Source organism: Roseibium suaedae (assembly GCF_900142725.1).
Classification (GTDB): domain Bacteria; phylum Pseudomonadota; class Alphaproteobacteria; order Rhizobiales; family Stappiaceae; genus Roseibium; species Roseibium suaedae.
The window spans coordinates 140183-157950 of sequence record NZ_FRBW01000004.1; the positions used below are offsets into that span (position 1 = coordinate 140183).

Here is a 17768-nt window from a genome sequence, read left to right on the forward strand (position 1 = left end):
GTATATTTAGGTCCTGGAGCCATCCGCACCAGTGCCTTCTCGGATATCTTCGGAGAACCTCCTTCTCCCTGTCCATAGTGGAATGACCATGTCAGCAGATACGATCTTTGCCCTCTCGAGCGGCGCCCTTCCTTCCGGTGTCGCGGTCATCCGGCTGTCAGGCCCGCATGTTCCAAGGGTGCTGGAAGAGATCTGTGGCGGCGTTCCGGCGCCCCGGCAAGCCGCTTTGCGCAGGCTCAGAGACCCGGAGACAGGAGATCTTCTGGATGAGGCTCTGGTGCTGTTCTTCAAGGCCCCTGCGAGCTTCACCGGAGAGGATGTCACCGAGCTGCAGTGCCATGGGGGCAGGGCAGTGGTGGCGCGGATTCTGGAGGTCCTATCTGCACGGCCAGGATGCCGTCCCGCAGAAGCGGGAGAGTTCACCCGCCGCGCCTTTGACCGGCAGCGGATGGACCTGACCGAGGTCGAGGGGCTGGCCGATCTGATTGCCGCCGAGACCGAGGGGCAGCGGAAGCAGGCGCTCCGGCAGATGGGCGGTGAACTTGGGCGGCTCTATGAAGGCTGGCGCAAGCGGCTCATCCACATGCGGGCGATGATCGAGGCGGAGTTTGATTTCGCCGATGAGGACGATGTGCCGGGCAGCGTTGCCGATGAGGTCTGGATCGAGGCCTCGGATCTTTCCAGAGAAATCCAGCTCCACCTTACCCGGTCGAAGAGTGGGGAGCGTTTGCGCAGTGGTCTTCAGGTGGTGCTGATGGGGGCGCCCAATGCTGGCAAGTCCAGCCTGCTGAATGCCATCGCCGGACGGGATGTGGCGATCGTCACCGAAGAGGCGGGTACGACCCGCGACACGATCGAAGTTCATCTGGATCTTGGGGGCTATCCCGTGACCCTCGTGGACACTGCCGGCCTCAGAGCGGACGCTGGACGGGTGGAGCAGGAAGGCATCCGCCGGGCCAAGGCACGGGGTGAGACAGCGGATCTCATCCTCTGGGCTGTGGAGCCGGAAGGGGTGGAGCCAGACGCGGAGGAGGCTGAACTTGGGTCGCTTCTTACATCCGGCGTGCCGCTCTGGATTGTCCGGACCAAGTCCGACATCGGGTTAAAGGGGGGGACTCTTCCGAAACGAGACTCCTCCGGAACGATGCAGGAGATTCAATGTTCCACGTGGAACAGGGAAGGGATGGATGGTCTGATCGACGCGCTTTCGGTCTTTGCGTCCGAAATGATAGCGGTCGGCGAGGCACCTCTTGCGACCCGTCAGCGCCACCGGCATTTCCTCAAGGATTGCGTTGCCAGTCTCGACCATGCTCTGGCTCAGTCACACCTGCCTCAGGAACTGCGGGCTGAGGACCTGCGTCTGGCTGCGGATGCACTTGGACGGATCACGGGCCGGATCGATGTCGAGGATTTGCTGGATGTAATCTTCCGGGATTTCTGCATCGGAAAATGACCCGGACCTGTTTCACGTGAATCATGTTTGAGCGGTGATCGATTCCGACCCGCAACGTGTTTCACGTGAATCCAGGAATTTCACAAGCGCCGCGGAAGGGCATTGAGCTCGTCTTTCCGCGGTTTTTCTTTGCCCTCATTGGCGGGACGCCGTATAAAGCCCGCAGCAAGAAGCGGGTCCCGGCAAGCGCGTTCAATTCAGTTTTCGCCGGACCTGACGGGCCAGATCGAGATGCTGCGCATCCTTGGCCCAGCTTTCAGACATTCTTTAAGTGATGGCGATAGATCCGGTTCAACGGATCTTTGACCGGCGGACGTTGGCTATGACATCTGGCGCAGTGGCGACTGACAGCAAGTTTGATTTCGATGTGATCGTGATTGGCGGGGGGCATGCAGGCTGTGAAGCGGCTGCCGCTTCCGCCCGTCTCGGCGCAAACACGGCGCTGGTGACACACCGCTTCGACACCATCGGGGTCATGTCCTGTAACCCCGCCATCGGCGGTCTGGGCAAGGGCCATCTGGTGCGCGAGATCGATGCGCTGGACGGCTTGATGGGACGGGTCGCCGACAAGGGCGGCATCCAGTTCCGCATGCTCAATCTGCGCAAGGGGCCTGCCGTTCGTGGCCCACGTGCGCAGGCTGATCGTAAGCTCTACCGCGAGGCAATGCAGGCCGAGATCCGTGCGACGGAGAACCTCACCGTGGTGGAAGGGGAGGCGGATCGTTTCCTCTTTGAAGAGGGTGGCATCAAGGCTGTGGCTCTTGCGGATGGACGGGTTCTTTCCTGCGGCTCTGTGGTCCTCACCAGTGGTACTTTCCTGCGTGGTCTCATCCACATCGGCGACAAGAAGATCCCTGCTGGCCGTCAGGGTGAAGGTCCTGCCATGGGGCTCAGCCAGTCGCTGGAAGAGATCGGTTTCGATCTTGGCCGTCTGAAGACCGGGACACCGGCCCGTCTTGATGGCCGGACCATCGCCTGGGACAAGCTGGAAGTTCAGCCGGGCGACGACAATCCGATCCCGTTTTCCACGATGACGGACAAGATCGATACGCCGCAAGTGCCGTGTCACATCACCCGCACCACGCCAGAGACACATCGCATTATTCGCGAGAACCTCTCTCGCTCGGCGATGTATTCCGGTGAGATCAAGGGACGTGGTCCGCGCTACTGCCCCTCGATCGAGGACAAGATCGTTCGCTTTGGCGACCGGGACGGACATCAGATCTTCCTCGAGCCGGAGGGCCTGGATGACCACACCGTCTATCCGAACGGCATCTCGACCTCCATGCCGGAGGATGCCCAGATCGCGTTTCTGCGCACCATTCCGGGTCTTGAGAATGTCACCGTTCTGCAGCCGGGCTATGCCATCGAATATGATCACGTCGATCCGCGGGAACTGAAGGCGACCCTGGAAGCGAAACGCTGCAAGGGTCTGTTCCTTGCCGGTCAGATCAATGGCACGACCGGATATGAGGAGGCTGGCGCGCAGGGACTTGTGGCGGGTTTGAACGCCGCCCTGAAGGTTCAGGGGAGGGATCCTTTTATCGTGGACCGCTCTGCCGGCTACATGGGCGTCATGATTGACGACCTGATCACACGGGGCATCACCGAGCCCTACCGGATGTTCACGTCGCGTGCCGAGTATCGCTTGTTGCTTCGTGCCGACAATGCGGACCAGAGGCTCACGCCTCTCGGTATTGCGCTTGGATGCGTGTCTGACCGGCGTCGAGTCGCTTTCGAAACGAAGATGCAGCAGATCGAGGAGGCTCGGGAATTGCTGGAGTCTCTGACTGTGACCCCGAATGAGGCCCGGAAGAAGGGCCTGCCTGTGAACCAGGATGGCATCCGCCGCAGTGCTTTCGACCTGATGGCCTATCCCGACATGACCATCGAGAAGCTACAGGTGGTCTGGCCCCAGCTGGCCGAGATCGATCCGCAGATCATTGAACAGGTCGCGACCGACGCGCTCTACGCGGTGTATCTGAACCGGCAGGCTGCGGATATCGAGGCGCTGAAGCGGGATGAGGCATTGGTCATTCCGGAGGGGTTTGACTTCGACCGTCTCGCTGGTCTTTCCAACGAGCTGAAGCAGAAACTGGCTCTGGTCCGGCCTGCGACCCTTGGTCAGGCGTCCCGGATGGATGGCATGACGCCGGCCGCGTTGACCCTGATCCTTTCCCAGCTCAAGCGCCGGGATATCGAGAAGGGGGCCGCTTGAGATGGGGAGCAGTCTGCTGAAAAGCTCTGGAGAAGCTGTGAATAAGCTGGGGGGTGTTTCACGTGAAACAGTGGAAAGACTCCAGATCTACGTCGACCTGGTTCTGAAGTGGCAGCCCGCACAGAACCTCATTGCCCCTTCGACGATCCCGGATATCTGGACACGTCATGTGGTCGACAGCATTCAGACAAAGCGGACTTTGCCGGAGGCGAAGGTCTGGGTCGACATTGGCAGCGGTGCCGGATTCCCCGGGGTGGTTACAGCTATCCTGCAGGCCGATGATCCGGACGCCCATGTCCACATGATCGAGAGCAACCAGCGCAAGGTGGCATTCCTGCGCACGGCTCTACGCGAGACCGGTTCACGTGGAACAGTGCATTCGGGACGGATCGAGTCGGTTGCGAAATCATGGTCCCATGGTCCTGTGGATGCGGTGTCTGCGCGCGCACTGGCCGCGCTGGATTTGCTTCTGGACCTGTCCGAGCCGTTCACGAGCCAAGGTGCGGTCTGCGTTTTCCACAAAGGTCAAGATTTTCAACGAGAAGTTAACGAAGCGTCTCACACTTGGACATTCGACATGGTAGAAAAGAAAAGCATTGTTGATCCAACGAGCCGGATGCTTTTGCTTTCCAAGGTTTCCCGCCGGCTCAGCCAGGAAGGTGTCGGTTCATGAGCATGCTTCCAGAAACGCCGCGGGTTCTCGCTCTCGCCAATCAGAAGGGTGGGGTGGGCAAGACCACGACCGCCATCAATCTTGGCACCGCGCTCGCCGCCATTGGCGAAAAGGTCCTGGTGATCGATCTCGACCCGCAGGGCAACGCGTCCACCGGTCTTGGCATCGAGCGCCGTGATCGCGGCCTGTCCACTTACGACGTGCTAAGCGGGGATTGCTCGCTGGATGAGGCGATCAAGGATACGGCTGTGCCGCGTCTCTGGGTGGCTCCGTCCACCATGGACCTTCTGGGCCTCGAGCTTGAGATTGCCTCTTCCAGTGACCGTGCGTTCCGTCTTCGGGCAGCCATCGAGCAGCTCACGCGCTCGCGCATGTTCCAGGAGATCGGCTTTACCTATGTGCTCGTCGATTGTCCGCCGTCCTTGAACCTCCTGACGATCAACGCGCTGTCCGCGTCCCATTCCATTCTGGTTCCGCTTCAGTGCGAGTTTTTCGCGCTGGAAGGTCTCAGTCAGTTGCTCAGCACGGTTGAGCAGGTGCGCAATGCCCTGAACCCGCAGCTGACCATTCATGGCATCGTCCTGACCATGTATGACAGCCGCAACAACCTGTCTTCTCAGGTGGTGGCAGACGTGCGCGAGACGATGGGTGACGCGGTCTACGACACCGTTATCCCCCGGAATGTCCGGATTTCCGAAGCGCCGTCCTACGGAAAGCCAGCTCTGCTTTATGACCTGAAATGTTCCGGCAGCCAGGCCTATCTGCGCCTTGCTTCCGAGATCATTCAGCGGGAACGGGACTTGCGCCGCGTCGCGGCTTGAGGCAAGAGCGGCGTTTCAGGAAACGAGTCGGTTCCGATATGGTCTGAGCCAGGATCTGGGCCGGGGCCGTAGGCGGACGCGTTTCCTCCAGGTCAGCAGTCACCCATCCGGCAGCGTGTGGTGACTGAGCGATGCTCCAGGCATCGGCTATCGAACGAGAAGAAAGAACCAGGTGCGGCATGGCTGAAGATACTACCAAGAACAAGCGGCTCGGTCGTGGTCTGGCGGCGCTGATCGGCGATTCCGTCGTTCATCAGGACGCTCCTGTCCCTGAGCGCGTTCAGCGTGACAGCCGCAAGGTTCCGATTGAGAACCTTGTTCCGAACCCGCGGAACCCGCGCAAGACCTTCACCGAGAAGGATCTTTCTGATCTGACGGAATCCTTGCGAGCCAAGGGCATTGTGCAGCCGATCCTCGTGCGTCCGGCTGCCGGCAGCAACGACCGCTTTGAGATCATCGCGGGCGAGCGCCGCTGGCGCGCGGCGCAGAGGGCAGGGCTCCACGAGGCTCCGATCATCATCCGTGATGTGACGGACCAGGAAGCACTCGAGCTCGCAATCATCGAAAACGTTCAGCGCGCCGACCTGAACCCGATTGAAGAAGCCATGGGCTACGACCAGCTCACCGCTGAATTCAACTACAGCCAGGGTGAACTGGCCAAGATGATCGGCAAGAGCCGCAGCCATGTCGCCAACACCATGCGCCTGCTGAAGCTTCCGAACTCTGTGAAGGACTATCTCGCGGAAGGTCTTCTGACCGCAGGCCACGCCCGTGCGCTGATCACGGTTGAAGATCCTGCTGCCCTTGCAGAAGTGATCGTGGAGAAGGGCCTGACCGTCCGTGATGCGGAGAAGCTGGCGCAGGATCCAGAAGCCCTCAAGAAGCTCCTGTCGGGCATCAAGACGGCCGGTCCGAAGGTCGAGAAGGATGCAGACACCAAGGCCCTGGAAAAGCGTCTCACGGACGTCCTGGGGCTCAAGGTGGTGGTCGGTCACAAGCGGGGCAAGGAGAGCGGTGATCTCAAGATCAAATATAGCTCTCTTGAGCAGCTGGATGAGATCTGCCGCAAGCTGGGCGTTGAGACCCGCTGACCTTTGAAGGACATGCGGATCTGATTGGATTCGGATCCGAAAAGTTTTGACGAAGGCCGGGGCAATGCTCCGGCCTTTAGTTTGACGACAAACCCATCCGTTCGTCATCCCGCACGCAGCGAAGCGGAGATGCGGGATCGGTGAGCCGAGGCATGCGGGGGCAGGCAGCCGATAGAAATCGAAGCTCTTCCGGCGCACCGGTCCCGGCTCGCGCTCCGCTTGGCCGGGATGACGTTCGAGAGCTTGGTACTTTTGTCAGAAGCCTGATGCCGGGGTGATGCTCCGGCTTTTCTGTTTTCCTGGCGGATTTCCTGACAGACGCGCGTCGCCGCGTCTCTGTTCCACAGTTCGACCACATCGGGTTCCTCTGGGGAGATCTTCCTTGGAAATAACCTATTGATATTTATCTTGTTTCTATTCTAGGCGGGCAACGTTCAGTCAATGCCCGAGGTCTTCAAAATCCGCCGATAGGGTAGGGGCCTTTTGAGCTTTCACGATCCATGCAGGACAAACAAAAACGGCGGCCCGTGAGGACCGCCGTTTCTGAAGACTGGTGTCTTATGCCTGAAATCAGGCAGTGGTCTTGTTGGCAGCGCGTTCGGCACGCTTGCGATCGTTCGGATCCAGGATCGCCTTGCGCAGACGGATGGATTCCGGCGTCACTTCCACCAGCTCGTCGTCCGCGATGTAAGACAGAGCGGCTTCCAGCGTCAGACGCTTCGGCGTGGTCAGCTTGACAGCATCGTCCTTGCCCGCAGAGCGGATGTTGGTGAGCTGCTTGCCCTTCAGAACGTTCACTTCCAGGTCGTTGCCGCGGGTATGTTCGCCAATGATCATGCCGGCATAAACCTTGGTGCCCGGGTCGATCATCATCGGACCACGGTCTTCCAGGTTGAACAGAGCATAGGCAACGGCCTCACCCTGGGCGTTCGACAGAAGCACGCCGGTGTGGCGGCCCTGGATCGGCCCACGGAACGGCTCGTAAGCGTGGAACAGACGGTTGAAGATTGCAGAACCGCGCGTGTCGGACATCAGCTCGGCCTGGTAACCGATCAGACCACGGGTCGGAGCAGTGAAGACCAGACGGGTGCGGCCACCGCCGGACGGACGCATCTCTAGAAGGTCAGCCTTGCGTTCCTGCAGCTTCTGAACCACTGCGCCGGAGAACTCTTCATCAACGTCGATGATGACTTCTTCGATCGGCTCGAGGCGGTTGCCATCCTTGTCATACTGGAACACGACGCGCGGACGGCCGACACCCAGTTCGAAGCCTTCGCGGCGCATGTTTTCGATCAGGATGGCGAGCAGAAGTTCGCCGCGGCCGGATACGATGAACGCGTCCGGCTCATCGGTTTCTTCAACCTTCAGAGCCACGTTGCCTTCGGCTTCCTTCATCAGGCGCTCGCGGATGACGCGGGACTGAACCTTGGTGCCTTCGGTGCCTGCCAGCGGGCTGTCGTTGACGCGGAAGGTCATGGACAGCGTGGGCGGATCGATCGGCTGTGCGGTCAGCGGCTCGTTGATTTCCGGTGCGCAGAGCGTGTCTGCCACGGTTGCCTTGGTCAGGCCGGCGATGGAAACGATATCGCCTGCATCACCCTGCTCGATCGCCTGGCGCTCAAGGCCACGGAATGCGAGGATCTTGGACACGCGGCCGGTTTCGACCTGCTTGCCATCGCGGCTCAGGGCCTTGATCGGCATGTTCGGAATGGCGGTGCCGGATACGATACGGCCGGTCAGAATGCGGCCGAGGAACGGGTCGGACTGGATCGTGGTGGCCAGCATCTTGAAAGCGCCCGGCTCAGCTGCCGGCGGTGCGACCTTGTCCAGAACCATGTCAAACAGCGGAGCCATGCTGTCCTTCGGGCCATCCGGCTCGGTGGACATCCATTCCTGCTTGGCGGAACCGTAGAGAACCGGGAAGTCGAGCTGCTCTTCGTTGGCATCAAGAGATGCGAACAGGTCGAACACTTCGTCCAGCACTTCGTCTGCACGCTGTTCCGGCTTGTCGATCTTGTTGATCGCGACGATCGGCTTCAGGCCGAGCTTCAGCGCCTTGCCAAGAACGAACTTTGTCTGCGGCATCGGGCCTTCAGCGGCGTCCACCAGCAGGACCACACCGTCGACCATGTGCAGGATACGCTCGACTTCACCACCGAAGTCGGCGTGGCCCGGGGTGTCCACGATGTTGATGCGGGTGTCGTTCCAGACCAGCGAGGTGACCTTGGCAAGAATGGTAATGCCGCGTTCGCGCTCGATGTCGTTGCTGTCCATCATGCGCTCTTCTGTCCGCTGGTTGTCGCGGAATGCGCCAGATTTCTTGAGCAGAACGTCGATCAGGGTTGTCTTGCCGTGGTCGACGTGGGCAATGATGGCGATATTTCGGAGATTCATGTCAGGCTCCAAAAAGACACTGCGGGCCTTTGGGGCCCGCAGGTGTGTCTTGGCTCTCGTTTTCCGGGATTCAGCCTGATAGGCCGAAATTTGCGGTCTATATAGTCTGAATGGCTGGTTTGTGCAATGCAGTGACGGCAGTTTGCGGCGAGCTTGCTTGACATTAGTCAATTCAGAGCTACATCATAAGGTAGCCTTACTAATTGGAGATTTCATGAAGCCTCTGGCTCCAGAATCAAGCATCACGCTGATGATCGTGGATACTGCCCGCCTGCTCCGTAAAAGGTTCGAGATCGCTCTCTCCCATGTGGACACGGGTTTGACCGTGGCTGAGGCGCGGGCCTTAGCGTTCATCTGGCGCAATCCCGGGCTTCGGCAGACGGCTCTTGCCGACCGCATGAACGTCGAGCCGATGACGCTCGTTGGCTATCTGGATGCGCTGGAACGGGCCGGGTTGATTGTCCGCCAGGCCGATCCGGCCGACCGTCGTGCAAAGCTGATCGTGCTCACGGAAGAGGCCGATCCGGTTCTGGACAAGATTGGTGCCGTCATGAAGGACCTCCGTGAAGAGGTGCTTTTCGGGTTGTCGGAGGATCAACGGAAGCTTCTTGAAGGACTTCTGGGAACCTTGAAAGACAATCTCCTGAACGTCGAAACAGAAGCCTTAACCAGGTAACCCAATTTGGTCCGGATCCCGTTGCGTGGGGAGGCCAGGTCCAGGAAACGTCCTGCAAACCAATGAAAATGGAACCCCCTTCGCATTCTGCGCCGCCCATGAGCGTGCTGCGGACGTCGATCCTCGGTGCGGCGCTGGTCGCCATCGGCCCGATCACCATGGCGCTCTATACGCCAGCCATGCCAGCGCTGGCGGTCGACTTCGGAACGACGGAGTCCATGATCAAGCTGACACTGACGGCCTATTTTGCCGGCTTCGCAGTGACCCAGCTTCTATGCGGCCCCCTCACCGATGCCTTTGGCCGCAAACCGGTTACCCTTGCCTTCCTGACCCTTTATCTGACCTCGACGGTGCTGGCGAGTTTTGCGCCGACGGTCGAGTGGATGATGATTGCAAGAACCTTGCAAGGGATCGGGGCAGCGGTGGGCATCTCCGTGTCACGTTCGATTGTCCGCGATCAGTATACCGGTCAGCAGTCTGCACAGATCATGAATACGGTTGCCACCATGCTCGCTCTCGGGCCGGCTGCCTCCCCTACTCTCGGCGGGTTTATTCTGGAGCTCTTCGGCTGGCGGGAAATTTTCTACTGCATGATCGGCTATGGCCTGATCCTGATGGTGGCCGTCGCGCTGTTTCAGCCGGAAACCAACCGGTTCCTGTCCCTGTCCAACATTCATCCGGGCCGGTTGCTGCGCAATTACGCGACCTTGCTGAAAGATAGCCGCTTCATGCGGCCGAGCCTGCTTCTCGGCTTTTGCCTGGGCAACATCTACACGATGGCAACCGTCCAGCCTTTCGTGCTCATCCATGCGGTTGGGCTCACGCCATCCCAGTTCGGCATGGGCATGATGTTGCAGTCCTTTTCCTTCATTTCCGGAACGCTTGTGTCTGGCCGCCTGCTCAAGCGCATGGATGCGGAGCGTCTGGTGCCGATCGGAATGGCGGGCATGATGATTGGGGCGATTGCCATGATCGTGCTCTTGCGGGCATTCCCGCCAAGCTATCTGACGGTCATGGGACCCGTCGGCATCTTTGCCTTCTCGCTGTCCTTCGTGCTGCCAGCTTGTCTGACCAATGCCATGCGTGATTTTCCGCAAATTGCAGGCGCTGCCTCCTCCATGGTTGGCTTCCTGCAGTTCGGCGGCGGCATTGCCGGCAGTCTGATGATTGCGTCCCTGGGCGATCCCCTCCTCGGCATGCAGACCATTGTTCCAGCCATGCCGATCACGGGCATCCTGATCTATCTTCTGATGGGATTGCGCGCGAAGTCGGCCTGAATGCAAACAGGGAGCGCGATCTCACGCGCTCCCCGAGGTTGATGACAAACCTAACAAATTGTCATCCCGGACGCAGCGAAGCGGAGATCCGGGACCGGTGAACCGAGGCGCGCCGGCAGTCAACTGATTGAACCCGTTACTCTTCCGGCTCACCGGTCCCGGCTCGCGCTCCGCTTGGCCGGGATGACTATCGAGAGCTTGATACCTTTGTCAGCAGTCTGAGGGAGCACGTTCTCACGCGCTCCCCACTGGTAAATTTCAGGGGCCGGGCGGCTTAGCCCTGGCGAACCGGATCCAGGGTCACCTTGTGCAGTTCGACGTCGTCCCGGTCCATCAGGCGGACGGTGAGCTGTTCGCTCTGGCCATCAATATCGACAAGGCCGAAGAACTGCAGGCCCATGGACGGGGCCAGATTGGCCCCCTGCTCGGCGGTCGGCGCCTTCACGAACTTCACTTCCGGACCAAAGGTCATGTCGAGGTCGTTCGGACCGAAGGTGCCGGCGTGGATCGGCCCGGAAACGAATTCCCAGAAGGGCTTGAAGTCCTGGAACTGGGCCTTGTCCGGATTGTAGTAATGGGCAGCCGTGTAGTGAACATCCGCCGTCAGCCAGACGATATTGTCGATATCGGCCGACTTGATGAAGCGCAGCAGATCGGCGAACTCCAGTTCGCGGCCCTTGGGGGCGCCGTTGTCGCCGTTGGCAACGGCTTCCGTGCGCTTTTCGCCATTCACCGTGTCCCAGACGCACAGACCGATCGGCATGTCGCAGGCGATGACCTTCCAGGTGGCGCGGGAGTTGATCAGTTCCCGCTTCAGCCAGGCCAGCTGTTCAGCACCGAGGATCTGGGACTGTGCGGTGATCTCGTCCTGCATGCCGTCCGCATTCGGGCCGCGATAGGTCCGCAGGTCCAGGAAGAACACGTCCAGCAGCGGGCCATAGGCAATCTTGCGATAGATACGGCCAGGTTCAGCGGGCATGTAGCGGATCGGGGTCAGCTCGTGGAAAGCTTGCGCGGCCCGGGCCGCCAGAACCTGCACGTTCTTTTCCGTGTAGCGGTCGTCGTCAGTCAGGTCCTTGGAAGCTGACCAGTTGTTGACGACTTCATGGTCGTCCCACTGGAAGAAGGTCGGCACTGCGGCGTTGAAGGCGAGAAGGTTCTCGTCCATCAGATTGTATTTCCACTGGCCGCGGTACTCGTCCAGCGTTTCGGCAACCTTGGACTTTTCTTCCGTCATGAGGTTCTTCCAGACGGTTCCATCCTTCATCTCGACGGTTTCTTTCAGCGGGCCGTCCGCATAGATCGTATCGCCGGAATGGATGAAGAAGTCCGGGCTGTGCTTGGCCATGGTGGCATAGGTCTTCATGCCGCCCTGGTCCTTGTCGATGCCCCAGCCCTGCCCGACAGTGTCACCGGACCAGGCAAAGCGCACGTTGCGGCGGGAAGCGGGAGCGGTGCGGAAGCGGCCAACAGCGGGCTCCGACAGGGCGTTGACGTCGTTGAGATCGGCAAAGGCCACGCGGTAGAAGATATCCTGATCGGACGGCAGGCCTTCCAGCAGGCGCTTGGCGGCAAAGTCGCTGTCCGGGAAGGCGTTGATCGGAGCAAGACGCGTCGGATTTTCAAACGAACCGGTCGTATCGAATTCCACCAACATCTTCGCAGGACGGTCCGTCCGGCCCCAGATCATGCCGGAGTTTGCATCCACATCGCCGGACTGCAGACCATGGGTCACCACCGGGCGGGATGCGGCACGCGAAATGGCCGGCATGGCAAGTCCGCTTGCATAGACCAGGCCGGTCGCAGCGGATGTTTTCAAAAAAGAGCGGCGGGAAAAACGCAATTTCATAGTGCTGGCTCCATGGCTGGCGAATGGCGGTGCCATCCCTCATTGCCCGGATTCAATGCAGGCCGTTCCTGACAGGCTGATTAAACCTTCGTGACAGCCTGCCGAAGATTTCATGACACGCCTGCCGCTCCTGCCTTGACCAATTCTACAGGAAGCGTCACACAGCCGGAAACGGGATCTGAGACATGTCACCTGACACCAAGAGCTATGTGTTGCCCGCCTCCTCGGGAGCGGCTGCAAGACCGCATGTAATGGGCATCCTGAACGTGACGCCGGACAGTTTCTCTGATGGCGGCCGTCATGATGACGCGGAAGCTGCCCTCGCCCATGCCCGGCTGATGATCGCGGAAGGCGCGGACATCATCGACATCGGAGCTGAAAGCACGCGGCCCGGGTCTGCCCCGGTATCTCAAGAGCAGGAATGGGAGCGGCTTCAACGGATCATCGAACCGGTTGCCGCGCTCGGTGTTCCTGTCTCCATAGACACCTACAAGGCAGAGACGGCCCGTCTCGCCTGTGCTGCCGGGGCTGTCATCATCAATGACGTCTGGGGCCTGCAGAAGGACCCTGCGATGCCGGAGATAGCAGCTGAAACCGGTGCTCACGTGATCATGATGCATAACCGTCTGGAAGCCGAGCCTGCTGCCGACATCATGGCCGACATGGACCGCTGGTTCGAGCGCTCCATGGACCTTGCTGACAGGGCCGGAATCCCCCGGGAAAAGCAGATCCTGGATCCGGGCTTCGGTTTCGGCAAGACAATGGACCAGAACTTCCTGGTGCTCAATCGCCTGCATGAGTTTGCCAAGCACGGGCTGCCGATCCTGGCTGGCGCGTCGCGCAAGCGCATGATCGGGGCGGTCCTGAACGTCGAAACAGACGAGAGATTGTTTGGTTCTCTTGCCGTTCACCTGATTGCCATGCAGAAGGGCGCGGACATCGTTCGTGCGCATGATGTCCGGGCCCATGCGGATGCTGCCCGCATTCTGGCGGCGGCCCGCGCGGAGAGAGTTCTATGACCTTTGAAAATGGTTCCGTGCGGGCTGCCCTGGGCCTCGGATCGAACATGGGCGATACCCGGGGGCATCTGGAGGCCGCTGTTGCGCGTCTGGACAGCAGCGAAGGCATCCGGGTTCTGGCCCGCTCGTCTGACTATCGCACTCCGCCCTGGGGTCCGGTGCCTCAGGACGACTATCGCAACATCTGCCTGACCATCGAGACGAGCCTCCCCCCTCGCCAGTTGCTGGAGCGGTGTCTGGAGATCGAGAAAGAACTTGGCCGGGTCCGGGATGTGCGTTGGGGCCCGAGGATCATCGACATCGATGTCCTGATCTATGGCCAGGACAAGGTGGATGAGGAGCACCTCACCATTCCGCATCCGCGCATGGGTGAGCGGGCCTTCGTACTTGTCCCGCTCGTGGAAATCTGGCCGGATGCGCCGATCGGCGATGGCCGGACGGCCGAAGAAGCCCTCCAGACCTGCCCGGACGTTGCCGACGTTGTTCTGCTGCGCGACTGAAATCAGTTCAGCGTGTAGAGGCTTATGTTCAGATAGGCCGCGAAGGACACCCAGATCGCATAGGGCACGAAGCAAAGCGCTGCGATGCGGTCCCGGTTCCAGGTGAGCCGCAGAAACAGCAGGATTGCCGCCAGCATTGCCAGGATGATCACGGCACCTGCGCCCAGATTATGCAGGCGGAAGACCACCGGGCTCCAGGCGAAATTGAGCAGCATCTGTGCCCACCAGGTCAGGAACGCTGGGGAGGAGCCTCCCCGCAGCCAGGTGCGCCACCCGGCAATGGCAATCAGCACGTAGAGCGTTGTCCAGGCGGGGGCGAACAGCCAGTTCGGCGGGGTCAATGCAGGCTTCTCTAACCCCTGATACCAGGGACCGGGCAGATTGGTTGCCCCGATGAAGAGGCCAATGCCGAGAACTGCGGCAAGGAAGACAGCAAGACCGAGCCAGCGCTGCATCGGAGAATTCCTTCAGGGTTTCACCGCCGTGGACGGCATCAGCGCCAGGAATGCCTTCATGTGAAAGCGGGCCTGATCCGGCGGTGGAGCAAAACTTTGTCCATGGGGACACTTAGAGCGGGACAGGCAGCCTGACCAGCAAGGGCTACTCCCTATCTGGGCAAGATGGGCGCTGCACAGGGTTGCATCATATCCGCGCTTGGCATCGATTGCGCCAACGGGACAGGCCGCAATGCAGGGCTTTTCGTCACAGGTGGGACATGGCCCCTCCCCGGGCAGGTGGATTGGGTCGCTGAGATCTTGCGGTGACAAGAGGGCTGCCCGCAATCCGAGCCATGGGCCGAAAATGGGACTGACCAGAACGCCAAGCGGGCTTTGGGAGAGATCGGCTGCTCGACGCGCCCATTTCTGGAATGGATGATAGGGCGGGCCTTCAAAGGGAAACAGCGGTTCGAGATCCGCGTTGCTGGCAATTCCGAGAAGGCAGCGCTTGGTGTAGCGGTCCAGCGGATCAGCCAGACCATCTGCAAATTCCGGCGAGCGGGAGAAACGGTCCCACAGGTCTGGTCCCGCATTGGCAACCATGAGGACGGACTTGACTGGCCGTCCGTCTGCCAGGTCGGGAAGCTGATCTGCCGGCTGGGGGCGAAAGCGCCCGAGCACAAAAAAACCGGCCGCGGACAGCTCGTCATGGAGCGGATCCGCGGCCGGTTCTGTCATTGGATCAACCGATCTGGTTGCGCTTGGCGAGTGTCCGCAGGCGCAGGGCGTTCAGCTTGATGAAGCCTGCGGCGTCCTTCTGGTCGTAGGCGCCGTGGTCGTCTTCGAACGTGACCAGCTTGTCGGAATAAAGCGACTTCGGGCTTTCGCGGCCGGTGACGATGACGTTGCCCTTGTAGAGCTTCAGCGTCACTTCGCCTTCCACATGCTCCTGGCTCTTGTCGATCAAGGCCTGCAGCATTTCGCGTTCCGGAGAGAACCAGAAGCCGTAGTAGATCAGCTCTGCATAGCGCGGCATGATCTCGTCCTTCAGGTGGGCTGCGCCGCGGTCGAGGGTGATGGATTCCATCGCGCGGTGTGCGGCCAGAAGGATGGTACCGCCCGGCGTTTCGTAAACGCCGCGGCTCTTCATGCCGACGAAGCGGTTCTCGACCAGATCCAGACGGCCGATGCCATTGTCACGGCCATAGTCGTTCAGCTTGGCCAGCAGTGTTGCCGGGGACAGGCGCTCGCCATTGATGGAAACGGCGTCACCGCGCTCGAAACCGATCTTGATGACGGTCGGCTGGTCCGGAGCTGCTTCCGGGGAAATGGTGCGCATATGCACATATTCCGGAGCCTCGAGCGCCGGGTCTTCCAGAACCTTGCCTTCGGAAGACGAGTGCAGGAGGTTGGCGTCCACGGAGAACGGTGCTTCGCCCTTCTTGTCCTTTGCGACCGGGATCTGGTGCTTTTCGGCAAAGTCCAGAAGGTCGGTACGGGACTTGAAGGTCCAGTCACGCCACGGGGCGATGATCTTGATGTCCGGGTTCAGCGCATAGGCGGAGAGTTCGAAGCGGACCTGGTCGTTGCCCTTGCCGGTTGCGCCATGGGCGATCGCGTCTGCGCCGGTCTTCTTGGCAATCTCGATCAGGTGCTTGGAGATCAGCGGACGGGCGATGGAGGTGCCCAGCAGATAGACGCCTTCATAGACGGCATTGGCACGGAACATCGGGAAGACGAAGTCGCGGACAAACTCTTCGCGCACGTCCTCGATGAAGATCTCCTTGATGCCCAGCATTTCTGCCTTCTTGCGGGCCGGTTCCAGCTCTTCGCCCTGGCCGAGGTCGGCCGTGAAGGTCACGACTTCCGCGCCAAGTTCGGTCTGGAGCCACTTCAGGATGATGGAAGTATCGAGGCCGCCGGAATAGGCAAGCACGACCTTCTTGATGTCGCCATGGGCCATGGTATCTGGGATCCGTTCAGTTCAGTGTCTGAGGCCCTGAAGGGCCGTGAAAACTCCGGCGCAATTTAGCCGGTAAATGCGGCAGCGCAAGGGGGAGAAACCGGGGTCTTGTCTGCAAGGTCGGGTGATCCGCCGGGAAATCGACGGCTCGGATGCGGTCAGGCTTTCCCCGTGCCATAGCGGCTGAGGAACATGTCGACGGTTTCCTCGATGATCCGCTCCATCTCCTCGTGTGTCGCGACGGCCTCCCCGAACATCTTCGGATAGAAGCCCCGCGCCTTGATCAGGCCGAGAAACTGTTCAGCGCCCGTCAATGTGTCTGGAATGTTGAGGTGGCCGCTTTTGACAGTCGCGTCGAGAAAGGTCTTGATGATCATGACCATTTCCATGCGCTTGTTCATATGCGAGGCAAGATCAGGGTCTCTCAGGACTTCGCCCAGAACCATCTTCACCATCGACATGGCGCAAGGGTCCGTCAGAAGCTTGCCCTGGCTCCAGCCGAGGCGGATCAATTCATCGCGGATGGGAGCCTTCGGGTCGAAGGACACATGCAGATAGGATTGCACCCGGCCGGCCAGACATTCGGTAATGGCCTTGAACAGCGCTTCCTTGCTCTCGAAATGGTTATAGACCGTCCGCTTGGAAACCTGGGCGCGCTCGGAAATTCGATCCATGCTGGCGCCAGCGAAGCCCTTTTCCTGAAATTCGGCAATGGCTGCTTCAATGATCTGCTTGTTTTTCTGTTCCGCTAACGCCATGTCGTGAAAATGCCCGCCATTCCAGAGCGTGATTTTTCACGCCGGTGCTCTTGAATCCCTCGATCCGTGTTCCCATGTAAACTCGTCAGTTTACTTTTTGCTCGAAAGCATTTAAGCTGCACTGTAGAGTTTACCCCCTTTAGCCATTTCCGACAAGCCGAGGGAGCGCTGGGATATGTCCGTATCAGTAACTATAAACGGGACTTCTCGTATCATTGATGCCGATCCTGAAACACCCCTTTTGTGGGTCATTCGGGATGAACTTGGAATGACGGGTACCAAGTTCGGCTGTGGGGTTGCCCAATGCGGTGCCTGCACCGTGCATCAGGATGGCATTCCGATCCGGTCCTGCCAGACAAGCCTTCAGGACGCGGAAGGTACAAGTATCACGACAATCGAAGGGGTTTCCGGCAAGGCAGCAGATGCTGTCCGTTCTGCGTGGGAAGAATTGTCTGTCGCGCAATGCGGTTATTGCCAGTCCGGCCAGATCCTGGCGGCTACCGCACTTCTGAGCGAAACCCCCAAGCCGACCGACGAAGACATCGATGCGGCCATGGACGGCAACGTCTGCCGGTGTGCCACCTATGCCCGTATCCGGCAGGCCATTCATGTCGCCGCCGAAAAGATGGAGGCCTGAGC

At 60.0% G+C, this 17768-nt stretch carries 16 protein-coding genes; 10 read left to right on the forward strand and 6 right to left on the reverse strand.

Annotation, left to right across the window (positions count from 1 at the left end):
• Nucleotides 1-82: 82 nt before the first annotated feature.
• The 5 genes from mnmE (at nucleotide 83) to BUA94_RS17060 (ending at nucleotide 6256) form a co-directional block, all read left to right on the forward strand.
• Entirely contained in the window at nucleotides 83-1453 is a 1371-nt protein-coding gene (gene mnmE, locus BUA94_RS17040) for a tRNA uridine-5-carboxymethylaminomethyl(34) synthesis GTPase MnmE (RefSeq protein WP_073014549.1), read from the forward strand.
• A gap of 322 nt (nucleotides 1454-1775) precedes the next feature.
• A complete protein-coding gene (mnmG, locus tag BUA94_RS17045) occupies nucleotides 1776-3671 on the forward strand; it encodes a tRNA uridine-5-carboxymethylaminomethyl(34) synthesis enzyme MnmG (protein ID WP_139251185.1) in 1896 nt (631 codons plus the stop codon).
• 1 nt (nucleotide 3672) lies between these two features.
• Complete coding sequence (gene rsmG, locus BUA94_RS17050; protein WP_073014550.1) at nucleotides 3673-4344, forward strand: 16S rRNA (guanine(527)-N(7))-methyltransferase RsmG; 672 nt, start codon at nucleotides 3673-3675, stop codon at nucleotides 4342-4344.
• Entirely contained in the window at nucleotides 4341-5165 is an 825-nt protein-coding gene (locus BUA94_RS17055; RefSeq protein ID WP_073014551.1) for a ParA family protein, read from the forward strand. Before rsmG ends, BUA94_RS17055 begins: the two co-directional genes overlap by 4 nt.
• 179 nt (nucleotides 5166-5344) lie before the next feature.
• On the forward strand, nucleotides 5345-6256 hold the full coding sequence (locus BUA94_RS17060; RefSeq protein WP_073014552.1) for a ParB/RepB/Spo0J family partition protein: 912 nt from the start codon (nucleotides 5345-5347) through the stop codon (nucleotides 6254-6256).
• A 570-nt stretch (nucleotides 6257-6826) separates the two neighbouring features.
• Here the strand turns inward: BUA94_RS17060 and typA are convergent.
• Complete coding sequence (gene typA / locus BUA94_RS17065) at nucleotides 6827-8650, reverse strand: translational GTPase TypA (RefSeq protein WP_073014553.1); 1824 nt, start codon at nucleotides 8648-8650, stop codon at nucleotides 6827-6829.
• A 214-nt stretch (nucleotides 8651-8864) separates the two neighbouring features.
• On the opposite strand from typA, the gene BUA94_RS17070 reads away from it, so the two are divergent.
• Together BUA94_RS17070 and BUA94_RS17075 are read left to right on the forward strand one after the other, a co-directional pair.
• Complete coding sequence (locus tag BUA94_RS17070) at nucleotides 8865-9326, forward strand: MarR family winged helix-turn-helix transcriptional regulator (protein WP_073014554.1); 462 nt, start codon at nucleotides 8865-8867, stop codon at nucleotides 9324-9326.
• A 98-nt stretch (nucleotides 9327-9424) separates the two neighbouring features.
• Nucleotides 9425-10603 carry a multidrug effflux MFS transporter gene (locus tag BUA94_RS17075; protein ID WP_208980139.1) on the forward strand — a complete coding sequence of 393 codons (1179 nt, stop codon included), beginning with the start codon at nucleotides 9425-9427 and terminating at the stop codon, nucleotides 10601-10603.
• Nucleotides 10604-10877: 274 nt separating this feature from the next.
• Here BUA94_RS17075 and BUA94_RS17080 read toward each other — a convergent pair whose 3' ends face one another.
• The gene (locus BUA94_RS17080) at nucleotides 10878-12452 is read right to left on the reverse strand and encodes an alkaline phosphatase D family protein (RefSeq protein WP_073014881.1); all 1575 of its coding nucleotides are present in this window, start codon (nucleotides 12450-12452) and stop codon (nucleotides 10878-10880) included.
• 185 nt (nucleotides 12453-12637) lie between these two features.
• Here BUA94_RS17080 and folP point away from each other — a divergent pair, with 185 nt between their 5' ends.
• Together folP and folK are read left to right on the forward strand one after the other, a co-directional pair.
• The gene (gene folP / locus BUA94_RS17085; protein WP_073014556.1) at nucleotides 12638-13471 is read left to right on the forward strand and encodes a dihydropteroate synthase; all 834 of its coding nucleotides are present in this window, start codon (nucleotides 12638-12640) and stop codon (nucleotides 13469-13471) included.
• Nucleotides 13468-13971 carry a 2-amino-4-hydroxy-6-hydroxymethyldihydropteridine diphosphokinase gene (folK, locus tag BUA94_RS17090; RefSeq protein WP_073014557.1) on the forward strand — a complete coding sequence of 168 codons (504 nt, stop codon included), beginning with the start codon at nucleotides 13468-13470 and terminating at the stop codon, nucleotides 13969-13971. The genes folP and folK overlap by 4 nt, the downstream gene beginning before the upstream one ends.
• Before the next feature lie 2 nt (nucleotides 13972-13973).
• Here the strand turns inward: folK and BUA94_RS17095 are convergent, their stop codons facing one another.
• The 4 genes from BUA94_RS17095 to BUA94_RS17110 form a co-directional block, all read right to left on the reverse strand.
• On the reverse strand, nucleotides 13974-14426 hold the full coding sequence (locus tag BUA94_RS17095; RefSeq protein ID WP_073014558.1) for a TspO/MBR family protein: 453 nt from the start codon (nucleotides 14424-14426) through the stop codon (nucleotides 13974-13976).
• 12 nt (nucleotides 14427-14438) lie between these two features.
• The gene (locus tag BUA94_RS17100) at nucleotides 14439-15146 is read right to left on the reverse strand and encodes a hypothetical protein (RefSeq protein WP_073014559.1); all 708 of its coding nucleotides are present in this window, start codon (nucleotides 15144-15146) and stop codon (nucleotides 14439-14441) included.
• Nucleotides 15147-15150: 4 nt separating this feature from the next.
• Nucleotides 15151-16371, reverse strand: a complete 1221-nt coding sequence (locus BUA94_RS17105; protein ID WP_073014560.1) for an argininosuccinate synthase — start codon at nucleotides 16369-16371, stop codon at nucleotides 15151-15153.
• A gap of 158 nt (nucleotides 16372-16529) precedes the next feature.
• On the reverse strand, nucleotides 16530-17129 hold the full coding sequence (locus BUA94_RS17110) for a TetR/AcrR family transcriptional regulator (RefSeq protein WP_073014561.1): 600 nt from the start codon (nucleotides 17127-17129) through the stop codon (nucleotides 16530-16532).
• 175 nt (nucleotides 17130-17304) lie between these two features.
• Here BUA94_RS17110 and BUA94_RS17115 point away from each other — a divergent pair, with 175 nt between their 5' ends.
• A complete protein-coding gene (locus tag BUA94_RS17115; protein ID WP_073014562.1) occupies nucleotides 17305-17766 on the forward strand; it encodes a (2Fe-2S)-binding protein in 462 nt (153 codons plus the stop codon).
• Nucleotides 17767-17768: the final 2 nt, after the last annotated feature.